Here is a 13,963-nt window from a genome sequence, read left to right on the forward strand (position 1 = left end):
TATTCAATTTAACAAGGGGATGATTTTAAATGCTGATGAAGCTGGCAAAAGTTTAATCTCCCCCTGTACCATACGTGGTAAATAATCTTAGCGCAGGTCTTGACCAAATACTATCACCTGCCTGCCATTGCTGAGCAAGGGTAACTTTAAATAAATCACTCGTTTCATCACTTGTATTTTGTTTAACGTTATCATAGCCTACTTCCATCAATGTACTCATGATAGGAGTCCATTTATACATAGGTCGCACACCAGCAGAATACCATGTATTTCCTTTGTCTTTTTTGTTATCCCAGTCTGTGTCTTGGTATAAGCCAACATACATCATTTCCCAATCACTATTTAATTTAATAGCTCCATGATTAATAAGACGAATCATATCACCGTCATTGTTAATATCTGAGCCTTGAGATCGACCTTGTTTTTGACTTGTCATTGAATCAGTTGCATATTGAACAACAAATTTATTAAATCCATCCATAACGCTTTGTGTGTGCTCGGCAGTTAATAAAAATCCGTCCTTAGAGGCATTAGGATCTATCGATTTACCATCCTTTTCATTAGCTCGGCCGTAAGTAACACCAAATTCTAATGAACCGCCTTTATTCACCTCTAATCCAGATAATCTAATATCAAATATGTCATTATTAGTTTTTTCTTCTACATCGAATTCTTTTAACTCAATAACCCCTGTTTTCTCATCAAAAACATAGCGACTCTCTTGCTTACGGTCGCCATTGATGAAAGTATAAGAACCACCAGCTTCCGTATTTCTAGTAGCTGCAAGAGAAAGTTTACCGAAACCAAGATCGATATTCTCTATACCTGCACCTGGACCTGAGATATCCCAGTAATAAAAGTCAATCATGTGAACATCATGGCGTTGATAAAAACGCTTACCTGCCCAAAGTGTAGATCCTGGTAATGAACTGATCACATTTTTAGCTTGAACATTAATTTCTCTAAATGCAGGATTAGTAGATTCCCAGTCATTTTGCTGTTCCACAGAATAAGCAACATTTGTATCTAGATAAAAACTTTTATCATCTTGTTTCCAGAGCTCTTGGCCGAGTTTTAATTCAGCATATGTTTCGCATTCATTACCTAAACGATATTTTGAACCGGCACCATCTGCTTTAAAACACATTTGTTCACCACCGCTTCCTGTCCAGCCTATGCCTGAACGCGCATAACCATGAAAGTCAACAGCAAAAATTGAAGAAGAAAACATGGCTGTAGAAATTGCTAAAGCTAAAGACATTTTTTTATTTATATGCATGATAACACTCCATTAAAAAAATAATTAAAATTAAACCAAGCAGTGTTCAATTTAGAATATGAGCTAGTGGTATTACATTTAGTACTACTAATTCATATCTTCAATGATGCCATAATTCTTTTTTTTTTATGTGATCATGATCTTAAAAAATTTAATTCTTTTTAATAAATAGACTCATTTAATCATTATTTTTATTGTTACGTGAAATACATCACAATTCTTCATAGAGGTATTTCTATTTATTAAATTTATAATATTTCATAAATATTTATAAAAAATATTTAAATTTAAAGTGGGTCAAAATATATTGCTAATCGCTAATAAATATAGCTATTAGAGATCAAGATGCAGTTTTTAGTAATGGTTAACCCCCTTGAATGGGCATTGCGATACTATCTGCACATCCCGTTTGCTCTAATTTTAGTATATAGAATGAATTGGATGTAATTGCTGATTGAAGTTAGTTGTCAATTAAAAGGCTTTTATAATGAGGAGGAATAAAGAGTAGATTGCTTCATATAATTCCCCAAAAACATTTGTATCTGATAAGGGGTGTCAGTTTATTTAAGCTAGAGAATTTTTATTATTTTATCTAAGTCATATTACTAATTTAATTAATTGCGTTTACTTTTCCAGCATATATACATCTAATTACTTTAGTCAGTATCGATGCTTTTTTAATCTCAGTGAGAGGGCGTTAATAATTTCATCATAAAACGTATTTAATAAACTAAATTTTTTTCTTTCCTATATAAGTAGTTTAGAGACTATTTTTTTTCATAAATTGATAAATTATTAACTCTTTCATGTAGGGTTTTAATCAAAATGTTGTCAGTAATATCTTTTTGACTTAAATGTTGATATTTTGAAAGATAAATATCTGAATGAATATGCTCTGCTGCTATTTTTAGCATAAGCTCATTGTTGGTGTACACTCCTTGGCAATGATTATTAGAATTTGAAAAAATTATCGAATTTTTCATATCTACAACCATCATAAAGCGTCTTGAAGGAAATAGTGTTTCTTCCTCATTTAATCGAGAATAGGATTCGATAGCAGGATGGATATTCATTAGTTTATGAAAAGAGAATATAATAATACGTACACCTCTATTGAGTGCTTCTTCTATTTCAGTTTTAAAAATGTCTAAATTAAAATCTGTATTTAAATAGATTTCATTTTGTGCCATAGCAAATGAATCTTTAGCCTTTTTTAGCCAAGCATCATATCCAGTTAAATTAAAAATAAATTCCTTTGACTCTTCCTCTGAAAATAATTTATGCAATTCTTTTTTTAGCAATGCACAATTTTCTAATGTTTGTTTTTCAAGTTCTTCAAACAACTGATTGGGTGGTTTGGCAGTGTATTCTTTGGTTTGACTGTCTGAAAGATGGATATATTGATGAGCGAATAATGAATCAATAGAAGAATAAACACTGGAACGTGATAATCCTATTTCTTTAGCTATTTTATAACCACTGCATTTACCGAGCTTCAAAAATGCTATATAAACCATTGCATCCGTTTTACTAAACCCAAACTGAGTTAATTTATTAATTATTTCATCTAGAGTAACAATACTGCCCATTAAAATCCCCCTTCACACTTGCTAAATACTTTAAAACAATTACCCATTTAAATACCAATATATTCTGCAAATTAACTGATTTCAATTCAATGTAAATTATTTTGGAAATATCTAATTATCCGCCTTATATTTTATCTGTCAATCTTCATTTAGATATATTCAAAAGAGTAACATTCGCATTTGAAACTTTTAATAGCATTAGTTACATTTTCGAATGATATGAATATAAAAAAACACTTTACATTTAGGCAAGGAGTATTGGATAAAACAATTAGCAACTAGAGTATTGTCATTCGGAAGATAAAAAAGGATAAAAGTCATTGAAGGCTGCTTGACTAAAAATTTCATATTAATAATTTTCAGTCAAGCAGTATGTGATTGTATTTACTTAATATGCTTTTAACACCACTGCAGATAAACCAGTCAAAACCATTTCTTTGCCCAAGGTAAACGATTCATCATTTAAAAGATCTACTACTGAACAGTTTTGCCATTCAATTGGTAGGTTTATAGACACATCAAGATCTGCATTATTAATGTAAACAAGTATTTTTCCTTTGCTAAATGACACAGAGGTCTCATTGTTTGTTGGATACCATGTTACATCCTGCAAATGAAAATCAGCTTCGTTTTTGCGTAGTGTTATCAATTTTTTCAACAGAGATTTCAATTGTAAATCATGATCATTTTCATTCCAAGGCATGCATTTTCTTGCCCCTTCATACTCTTCAGTTTTTGCACCATCTAAACCAATTTCTCCGCCATAATACACACATGGTGCACCAGGCTGTAAAAAAAGAAGTATATAAGCAAGCATAGCTCTTTGTTTATTTCCTTGACAAACAGATATAATTCTATCAGTGTCATGGCTATCTAATAAATTAAACATCACTTCATTTGCTTGTCTTGGGTAATTTAGACGATTTTGATCAACAAGTTGTCTAAATTGAGCAGAATTAATGGTTTGTGATGCAATAAAATAATTGATTGCATTCGTTAGAGGGTAATTCATCAAGGCATCGAATTGGTCTCCTTTCATCCAAGCATTTCCATCATGCCAAATCTCACCTAAAATATAACAATCGGGCTTTATTGATTTAACCGCTTGTCTAAAATCACGCCAAAAATGATGATCTACTTCATTTGATACATCTAAACGCCAACCGTCAATATCGAATTCCCTAACCCAATAAGTACCAATATCTAAAAGATATTGCCGGCAAGCAGCATTTTCAGTATTCAATTTTGGCATTTCAGCGACATTTGAGAATGTTTCATAGGGGAGATCCCAATAGTCCCATTCCGATCTGGGCTTATCTGGGTATACCGGAAATTCTTTTATCCAAAACCAATCTTTATACTCCGACTGTTCACCCTTTTCTACGACATCAAGCCATTTTGGAAATAAAGCTCCTGAGTGATTAAAAACCGCATCGAGCATTATTTTTATGCCTCTTTTATGTGCTTCACTAACAAGTGCCTTTAAAGCTTCATTTCCTCCAAAAGCAGGATCAACATTAAAGTAATCAATGGTGTCATATTTATGATTCGCTTTTGCAGTGAAAATCGGACAAAGGTAGATACCTGTAAAGCCGATATCTTGAATATAATCCAATTTATCTATGATTCCAAATAGATCACCTCCCATAAAATTGGTCATTGTGGGAGGCGTTCCCCAAGGTTTAACCCCGATGGGAGAGATCTCAGGTCTACCATTTGCAAAACGTTCAGGAAAAATTTGGTACCATATTGCCGATTTACACCAAGTAGGAGGGCTTAGTACGTCTATCGGGTTTAAAAAAGGAAAGCAAAATAAATTACTAAATTCCATCAGGGCTCTTTTTTCATCTGCAGGAGTGACTATATCGACAAAGTGTTTTTCACCAAAAAAAATACGCTCATTATTTTCAGTGCCTTCAATGATAAACCCATATCGTGCTCTTTTATGAGGTGGTACGAATTCAGCTATCCAGACATCATGCAGTTCTGTTCGTCCCTCAAGCCTCATTGAAATTTTGTTTCCACCTATCCAAACTGCTGTACTGTTAGCCCCTTCTAAATTACCACCCAGTCCACCTCCTTCCCACTTATAAGGATCTCCAATCCATAGTGTTACTTTTTCAGCTTCATATTTTGCTGTTCGGATACGAATATGTAATGTTTTTTTATCATACGCATAGGCCATTTGGCTTTTACATAGGTGGATAATAGAGCTTTTTGTTATCATTATAATTTCCTGAGTGTTATATCAATGCAACTGACTTATTATTTTTTCTAAGCTTGAGCAAATCAATTGATAGACTAAGCTGATTTTCATTAGGTTAATTGCATTTTTTGAGTTCAAATATTTTTTAGCGGATATCTCTTATTGTTGTAAATTTTAGGTTTAAGCTATTTATTGCGTGTTCTTTCTTTATGAGTTTTCCTAGACAACTTATTGCCATGATCTTTGCAAATTTTTAGTTGAGATCCTAAAAGTTGATTATACTTGCCAGCTATTTATACTGACCATTGTTGTGGTTTTTTAAACCTTGAAATAGTAGTACTAAATATACTACTTTAATACTCTGTTTGATTGCAAGCTGATTATCATAAAATTACATTAGCCTTAACAATTCTTTTTTAATGGGTTCCCATTAAATATACACATAAATGTATTTATATTATCAAAGGTGCCAGCAATTGAGTTTATTTGCTTTTATCTAGGAATAACAAGTATTTCTAAATTAATAGAGATCTGCTTCTTTTGTAGCCTATCTACTTTAGTGTGAAATAGTCTATGTGGTTGAAGATAAGCTTTTTTTTGTAGATGAAATGAATATTATGTGACTTAAGTCGTTGCATGATGAAATAAAGTAAAGTATTTTAAACTCCTTTAGGCATGAAAGAAATTCATTTTTTAAGATATAAACAATAATAAAAATTCAAGGAGATATTATGACAAAACCTTTTAAATTAAATAAATCTAAGCTTTTGATGTCAATGGTGCTAAGTTCCTTTATAGGAGTTTCATCTCATGCAGCGAATGTACCTGAAAATGTTAAATTAGCCAAAGTGCAGGAGTTAGTACGTGGAAATGGCGGTGATGAAATACAAGGTTTAGATCCTCATAAAGTTGAAGGTGTCCCAGAGCATCAAGTGATTAATAATCTTATTGAAACACTTGTAATAACAGATCCGAATGGTAACCTTATCCCAGGCAATGCAACTCATTGGGAAACGACAGATAATATGACCTGGACTTTTCATTTGAGGCCTGAAGCAAAATGGTCCAATGGTGACCCTGTCACGGCGCATGACTATGTTTTCGCCTGGCGCAGAATAGTTACGCCAGAAACAGCCTCCCCTTATGCTAGTTATCTTGAATATGCGCATATTCTAAATGCTGCCGAAATAATAGCGGGTAATGCTAAACCTGATACCCTGGGCATTAAAGCAATAGACGATCTTACTCTTCAAGTCACATTATCAACGCCACTCTCATATTTACCGGCAATGCTACCTCACTATGCACTCGCACCTTTACACCAAAAAACGATTGAACAACACGGCGATGCTTGGACTAAACCAGGTAATTTTGTAGGTAATGCAGCTTATAATCTTTCAGAGTGGGTAACAAATGAAAAGATTGTCCTTACTAGAAATCCACTCTATTGGGATAATGATAAGACGGTCATTGAAAAAGTAACCTTTATTCCAGCACAACCGAATAGTGAAATTCAGCGTTACCGTGCGGGTGAAATCGACATGACGTATGGTGGTGGTATCCCAATCGAACTTTTTGCTAAATTGAAAAAAGAGCTACCTGATGAACTTAAGATTGGTCCCTTACTTTGCTCCTATTACCTTGAAATTAATAATCAAGATGAGGTCATGAAAAATCCTTTAGTCCGTGAGGCATTAAAGTTAGGAACGGATCAAAAAATAATTACTGATAAAGTCCTAGCTAAAGGTCAAATTCCTGCTTGGGGATTTACACCGCCGTCTATTAATGGGGTGGATTTGGAACCTCATGCTTGGTATAACGAAACACAAGAAGAGAGAAATGAGAGAGCTATCAAATTGTTAGAGCAAGCAGGTTATACAAAAGATAACCCGCTTAAAGTTCAATTTTTATACAACACTTCAGATATTCATCAAAAAGTTGCCGTTGCACTACGTCAAATATGGAAGAAAAATATCGGTGTTGATGTAGAGTTAGTTAATCAGGAATGGAAAACATTTTTAGACTCTCGCCATAACGGTAACCACCAAATTGCAAGAAGTGGCTGGTGTGCCGATTATAATGAAGCGACATCTTTCTTAAATACTATGGTGTCAAATTCTTCTAATAATACCGCATTTTACAAAAGTGATGAATTTGATGCGCTAATCAAAAGTGCGGTAAACAATTCAAATGAAAGTGAACGTAATAAAATTTATCAAGAAGCAGAAAAACTGCTAGATAAAGATTCCGCTATTATTCCGATCTATTATTATATTAATGATCGAATGATTAAACCACATGTTGGCGGTTATACAAACAGTCATCCAACAGATAGTATTTTTGTAAAGGATTTGTATATTATTGATAAATAAATATATAAATTACCTAGTCAATCGGCTAGGTAATTTATGAGATAGCTAATTTTCCATTAATATTAATCGTTAATTTTGACCTTTTTAGAGTGCCTTGCTATTGGCCTTTTACTCCATAATCTGTAGTTATCAATGTAGTTATCAATGTAGTTTAGAAAGATTGGTAAAACAATAGCAAAATTATCCATTTATCTTGTTGCATCCAAAACAAAATTAACGATTAAAAAATGCTTAATTTTATGCCCATCCGCCTTGCCCCTTAGTAGGGAAATAATTGATTATCATGAACATAAAATGTTGCATTTTTTAAATATCTAAGTAATATCAACCTTTTTTTTATTTCTCATTACGAACTTGAGTTAGCTTATGATTAAATTTATATTTAACCGTCTTTTAATTGCTATACCGACACTTTTGTTGCTCATAACGATCTCCTTTTTTTTAATGCGGTTGGCTCCTGGTAGCCCTTTTACTGGAGAAAAAGTCCTTTCAGCGGAAATTATGGCGAATTTAGAGGCAAAATATCACCTTGATAAACCATTATTTGAGCAGTACTTTCGCTATTTAGGAAATTTACTTCGTGGTGACTTAGGTCCGTCTTTTACCTATAAAGATAAATCGATAAATGATTTATTAGCAGAAAGTTTTCCCACATCTGCAAAACTTGGCGTGATTGCTTTTGTTATTGCTTTCCTCGTTGGCGTGACGATAGGAACGATTGCTGCACTCAAACAAAATACTATAACTGATTACACTATGATGACATTTGCGATGACAGGAATTGTTATCCCTAATTTTGTTTTAGCTCCTCTCATGGTATTAATTTTTTCAGTGACATTAAGGTGGTTACCTCCTGGTGGATGGGATGGTGGTCAGCTCGATAAAATGATTATGCCTGTATTTTGTTTATCATTGGGCTATATCGCTGTAATTACTCGGATTACTCGAAGTTCAATGATTGAGGTTTTAAATTCTAATTTCATTCGCACAGCGAAGGCTAAAGGTTTGCCTATGCAAAGGATCATATTCTCTCATGCCTTAAAACCTTCTTTATTACCTGTTATTTCCTTTATGGGTCCGGCTTTTGTTGGGATAATAACCGGTTCTTTGGTCGTTGAGACTATCTTTGGCCTACCTGGTATAGGAAGAATGTTTGTTAATGGCGCTTTTAATCGAGATTATCCTTTAGTCATGAGCTTAACCATTTTAGTTGGTGCTTTAACCATATTCTTTAATTTGATCGTGGATATTCTTTATGCGGTCATAGATCCTAAAGTTAGATATTAATTGGCTTTACCAAGGAGTCCATTGTGTTATTAAAAGAATCAGATAAAAAAGCCTTTGAAGAGATGACCAATATTGAAAGTAGAAGCTTATGGCAAGATGCTTGGCGACGTTTTAAAAGAAATAAAGCGGCAATGACAAGTCTTTTTATTCTCTTTATTATTATTCTATTTGTTACTATAGCACCATTTTTATCCCCTTTTGCTTACGATGATAGTGAATTTGGTTTTGATAACCAGCCACCCGATTTTGAATCAGGTCATTGGTTTGGAACTGAATCGTTAGGTCGTGATTTATTAGTGCGCGTTGCTATGGGGGGCAGAATTTCAATATTAGTCGGTGTTGCAGCGGCTCTTGTTGCAGTCTTATTTGGAACGCTTTATGGTGCTATTTCAGGTTACATGGGCGGCAAAATCGATGCCCTTATGATGCGTGCCCTTGAAATCCTGAATGCTTTTCCTTTTATTTTTTTTGTAATCCTCCTTGTAACATTATTTGGCAATAACTTATTTTTAGTATTTATTGCAATAGGAATGGTTTCTTGGCTTGATATGGCAAGAATTGTTAGAGGTCAAACATTAAGTTTAAAAGGCAAAGAGTTCATTGAAGCGGCTATGGTTTGTGGAGTTCCTAAGAGAAATATTATTTTAAAACATATTATCCCTAATGTTCTTGGGATTGTTGTTGTTTATGCCTCATTGCTTGTCCCTACAATGATCTTGTTTGAGTCATTTTTGAGTTATTTAGGCTTAGGTACACAAGAACCTGATAGTAGTTGGGGTTCATTACTAAATGAAGGGGCAAAATCAATGGAAGTTGCACCTTGGAACCTCCTTTTTCCTGCCGGTTTTTTGATTGTCACTCTATTTTGTTTTAATTTTATTGGTGATGGGCTTCGAGATGCGCTCGATCCTAAAGATCGTTAAGGTAAATAACTATGAATTCGCAACAATTAAATGCTGACGCTCCTTCCTCTTTACTTTTAGATGTTAACAATCTAAAAGTCACGTTTAAGACAGAGGATGGTGATGTAACAGCGGTCAATAACTTGAACTTTAAACTTCATCAAGGTGAAACCCTAGGTATTGTCGGAGAGTCAGGATCTGGTAAGTCACAAACCGCTTTTGCACTTATGGGGTTACTTGCCAATAATGGTCGAGTTGACGGTATTGCAAGTCTAAATGGAAAAAATCTTTTAGCTATGAGTCAAAAAGAGTTAAATAAGATTCGAGCGGCCGAGATGGCGATGATATTTCAAGATCCTATGACTTCTCTCAATCCCTATATGAAAATAGGTAAACAACTTACCGAAGTACTAAAATTTCATCAAGATATTTCTGATGCTGAGGCAACTAAAAAAGCGCTCAACATGCTTGATGCGGTGAAAATACCAGAAGCGGCAAAAAGATTAAAAATGTATCCTCATGAATTTTCAGGTGGGATGCGCCAACGCGTTATGATAGCTATGGCCCTTTTGTGCGAGCCAAAGTTATTGATAGCTGATGAACCTACTACCGCATTAGATGTGACAGTTCAAGCTCAAATCATGGCGTTATTAAAAGAACTACAGAAAGATTTTAATACGGCAATTATCATGATAACACATGATTTGGGAGTCGTTGCAGGTAGTTGTGATAAAGTACTCGTTATGTACGCAGGGCAAACGATGGAATATGGATCAACAAATGACATATTTTACACGCCTTCTCATCCATACTCGATTGGTTTATTAAATGCAATTCCACGTATTGATGGCCAAAATGATACTTTAATGACAATACCAGGTAATCCACCTAATCTTGCTAACATCCATCAGGGATGTCCATTCATGCCCCGCTGTATTTTTGCTACAGAGGCTTGTATAAACTCGCCTCAATTAATGCCTTTTGGTGATAACCGATTAAGAGCATGTTTTCGTGATATGAAGGAGCTTTCATAATGTCACAAGCTAAATTGTTATTAGACGTTAATCAATTAAAAGTACAATTTGATATTACTGAGTCAAATTCACTTTTTTTTAGAAAAGTACAAAAAAAACTGACCGCGGTGAATAATGTCAGTTTTAAGCTTTTCGAAGGTAAGACCCTCGGCATCGTTGGTGAGTCTGGTTGTGGAAAATCGACCTTGGCGAGAGCGATTGTTGGTTTAGTGAAAGCAACATCTGGAAATATAGTTTGGTTAGGTAACGAGTTAACCGAATTAAGCTCAAAACAATGGCAACCCTATCGTTCCGAGATTCAAATGATTTTTCAAGATCCTCTGGCTTCACTAAATCCTAGAATGACGGTTGGCGATATTATAAGTGAACCACTAATAACTCATTCCCCTCATTTATCGAAAAAAGAGGTCATAGATAAAGTTGAAAAAATGATGGCCAAAGTAGGACTTTTACCAAATCTGATTAACCGTTATCCTCATGAATTTTCTGGTGGACAATGTCAGCGTATAGGTATTGCTAGGGCTTTGATTTTAGAACCAAAACTCATCATTTGTGATGAGCCTGTTTCAGCGTTAGATGTATCCATTCAAGCTCAGGTAGTTAATCTTTTAAAAGAGCTTCAAAAGGAATTAAGTTTATCGTTGATATTTATAGCGCATGATTTATCTGTGGTACAACATATTTCTGACAGTGTGATTGTAATGTATCTTGGTAATATTGTTGAAATGGGGCTGTGTGAAAATGTATTTAAGCATACAACACATCCTTATACACAAGCATTAATGTCGGCTGTACCTATTCCTGATCCTAATTTAGAAAGAAATAAAACCATCCAGTTGTTAGAAGGTGAATTACCTTCTCCGATTAGCCCTCCCTCTGGTTGTGTATTTAGAACCCGCTGTCCACTGGCTGATGCTTCATGTGCAGTTAATCCGCCCATTTTAGCCGGGCACGAACAGCATAAAATCGCTTGTATAAAAGCAGAAGTTCCTCAATCTTAATATAACACTTGGTCGCAATAAATAATTATTGTGACCAAGTGTTTTTATTTTTAGTTATGCCTATTTTATTGCTTTTATAGTTTCTTTATTTACGTATGAACTATTTTCTCTAATCCCTTTGAATATAAAATCAAGCAAGTATATTATTATTTCAAGGCACTTCTATTTAAGATACAATAGTAATAATTTTCCTAAATTAAAGGATATAGATTATATTCACCTGCAAAATATTCCCCTACTGGGCTATTGAATTTAAGGTCAGTCATCTATCATTTAAAACTTAATGTTTGTAAATATCATTTAAATATACCTATTACATAAATAATTCATCATGGATTCGTATATTAATTTTACCAAGTTAGAGATATATTTAGTTTTTTGTCATTTTTTTGAGGTTACCCTATGCATACTTTAGAGCATAATGAGTCTGAAATTGAAATTAATGAAGCTGGCGTTGATTTAGGTGGGTTAATGACGGTGCTTAGTAAGCATCTTTATTCTACCCCTGTTGTCGCCTTAAGAGAGCTTGTACAAAACAGTCATGATTCTATCGTTAGACGTCGAATTGAAGATAAAGGTTCATTTGAATCTGAAATCAGAATTACAGTTGATAGGCAATTAAAAACATTAACTATATCTGATTCTGGGGCAGGTTTAACATTAGAGGAAATACATCAATTCTTAGCAACGGTAGGTGTTGGATATACAAGGACTCTTCGTGCACAAAATGAAGATAACGATGGTTTGATAGGTATGTTTGGATTAGGTTTCCTATCAGCTTTCGTTTTGGCTTCTAAAGTGCAAGTAAGGACATGCTCTTATCAAACACCGACGATAACACATCTTTATCAATCTAGGAATGCTCAAAACTATACAGCTACCCTGACTGAGCACAGATGTTCTGTTGGAACTGATGTGATTCTAACCCTTAATGACTCTTATAAAGAGTTAGCAAGTGAACAAGAACTGAGAAGATTACTATCCCATTACTGTATTTTATTAAATGAGCCTATTTATATTGGCGAGGAGTCTGAAGCGCTAAATAATGAAACTCCTCCTTGGAGAATCACTGAGGATGTGCACCCTATTCAATTACAAAAACGCCGTTTGGCGTTCGCAAAAAAATTCGAAATGAATTTTGAGCCAATTACCACCATTCCAATTTATGAAAGTGTTCTTCGTCATGATCTGGAAAAACCAGTTAACAATGATTTATCTCCTGTTGAAAAAGATCTAAAAGGATTACTTTGGATTCAAGATGGTGCATTTTATGGTACATCTGATAATAGAAATTTAGCTGTTTTTGTGAGGGGTATGTTACTTGATGATGACGCTAAAGATTTATTACCTACATGGGCTGGCTTTATGGGAGGAGTTATTGAGTCGCAAAAACTGACGCCGACAGCTAGCCGTGAAACTCTTCAAAAAGACAGCTACTACTACGAGGTAAAGCATGCTATTTCAGAACTTTTAATCGAGGGCTTGGCTTCTATTGCAGAAAATCAACCTGAAGCTTGGCGTCGTATATTAACTCGCCATAATGAAGCACTTCTTGCTGCATCATTATGCGATGAAAGACTTTTTGCCATACTTCAAGATAGGGTTAAAATTCCTTCTTCACAGGGGGAAATCACTGTAAATAAGTTGAGCAACAAAGACAGGAAAATCCATGTAATGCTGAGTGAAGAAGCAGGATTTGAGGATATGATATTTAGAACATTAAAAATTCCTGTAGCCTATGGTCATCGCTATGCAGTGATTCCTTTTCTAAGAAAATGGGCCTCGATAAATAACGTAACTTTAATTGAACTAGGCACAGAAAAAGGCAATCAGCATTTCTTCATTAAAGAAGAACTAGCATCTTCCACATTAGAAATTTTATCTGAGGGACTTTGTGATAATGAACATCTCATCGTGGCCAGTTTTCTGCCTCAAGAACTTCCTTTAGTCGTCGTACCTGACAGAGAAGCGATTTTAAAAAATAGATTGGAAAGTGATGAAGCGGATAAAAGAATTGCTTCAGCGGCACTTGATTTAGTTAGACAGTTTACCAAGAAAATTGAATCACGACCAGAAATTAGACTGTTTATTAATAGTAAAAATAGTGCAATAGCTTTTCTTATTGAGGAAATACAAAAAGGTAATAGCGTCTCTCAATCTTTATTATTGCTTAAAGCAATGAAAACCATAATGACTGCAAGTGGTGATTCACAAGCAAATGTTAACCTCAGTCAGGCACTTTACAATGTAAGTGAACTTGTAAAAAAGATGAGCAATTAAGATAATGCATTCT

General features: G+C 34.3%; 8 protein-coding genes and 1 pseudogene. 6 read left to right on the forward strand and 3 right to left on the reverse strand.

What is annotated here, in order from left to right:
- Positions 1 to 70: 70 nt before the first annotated feature.
- The 3 genes and pseudogenes from ACFFIT_RS12645 to ACFFIT_RS12655 all read right to left on the reverse strand — a co-directional run.
- Positions 71 to 1,279, reverse strand: a pseudogene (locus ACFFIT_RS12645) (maltoporin); the annotation flags it as partial.
- Positions 1,280 to 2,046: 767 nt separating this feature from the next.
- Positions 2,047 to 2,868, reverse strand: a complete 822-nt coding sequence (locus tag ACFFIT_RS12650; RefSeq protein ID WP_385878200.1) for a TrmB family transcriptional regulator — start codon at positions 2,866 to 2,868, stop codon at positions 2,047 to 2,049.
- 388 nt (positions 2,869 to 3,256) lie between these two features.
- The gene (locus ACFFIT_RS12655; protein ID WP_385878201.1) at positions 3,257 to 5,095 is read right to left on the reverse strand and encodes a glycoside hydrolase family 13 protein; all 1,839 of its coding nucleotides are present in this window, start codon (positions 5,093 to 5,095) and stop codon (positions 3,257 to 3,259) included.
- A 710-nt stretch (positions 5,096 to 5,805) separates the two neighbouring features.
- Between ACFFIT_RS12655 and ACFFIT_RS12660 the strand changes: the two genes are divergently transcribed.
- The 6 genes from ACFFIT_RS12660 to ACFFIT_RS12685 all read left to right on the forward strand — a co-directional run bounded on the left by ACFFIT_RS12660 (position 5,806) and on the right by ACFFIT_RS12685 (position 13,950).
- A complete protein-coding gene (locus ACFFIT_RS12660; protein WP_385878203.1) occupies positions 5,806 to 7,446 on the forward strand; it encodes an ABC transporter substrate-binding protein in 1,641 nt (546 codons plus the stop codon).
- Between the two features lie 366 nt (positions 7,447 to 7,812).
- Positions 7,813 to 8,733 (forward strand): oligopeptide ABC transporter permease OppB, encoded by a 921-nt coding sequence (gene oppB, locus ACFFIT_RS12665; protein ID WP_385878204.1) that lies wholly within the window; start codon positions 7,813 to 7,815, stop codon positions 8,731 to 8,733.
- Between the two features lie 20 nt (positions 8,734 to 8,753).
- The gene (oppC, locus tag ACFFIT_RS12670) at positions 8,754 to 9,656 is read left to right on the forward strand and encodes an oligopeptide ABC transporter permease OppC (RefSeq protein WP_385878239.1); all 903 of its coding nucleotides are present in this window, start codon (positions 8,754 to 8,756) and stop codon (positions 9,654 to 9,656) included.
- A gap of 11 nt (positions 9,657 to 9,667) precedes the next feature.
- Positions 9,668 to 10,669: an oligopeptide ABC transporter ATP-binding protein OppD gene (gene oppD, locus ACFFIT_RS12675; protein ID WP_385878206.1), complete on the forward strand. Its 1,002-nt coding sequence runs from the start codon at positions 9,668 to 9,670 to the stop codon at positions 10,667 to 10,669.
- On the forward strand, positions 10,669 to 11,670 hold the full coding sequence (gene oppF / locus ACFFIT_RS12680; protein WP_385878207.1) for a murein tripeptide/oligopeptide ABC transporter ATP binding protein OppF: 1,002 nt from the start codon (positions 10,669 to 10,671) through the stop codon (positions 11,668 to 11,670). The genes oppD and oppF overlap by 1 nt, the downstream gene beginning before the upstream one ends.
- 402 nt (positions 11,671 to 12,072) lie before the next feature.
- Positions 12,073 to 13,950 carry an ATP-binding protein gene (locus tag ACFFIT_RS12685; protein ID WP_385878209.1) on the forward strand — a complete coding sequence of 626 codons (1,878 nt, stop codon included), beginning with the start codon at positions 12,073 to 12,075 and terminating at the stop codon, positions 13,948 to 13,950.
- Positions 13,951 to 13,963 lie beyond the last annotated feature (13 nt).

The organism is Thorsellia kenyensis, assembly GCF_042432445.1.
In the GTDB taxonomy this organism is placed as follows: Bacteria; Pseudomonadota; Gammaproteobacteria; order Enterobacterales; family Thorselliaceae; genus Thorsellia; species Thorsellia kenyensis.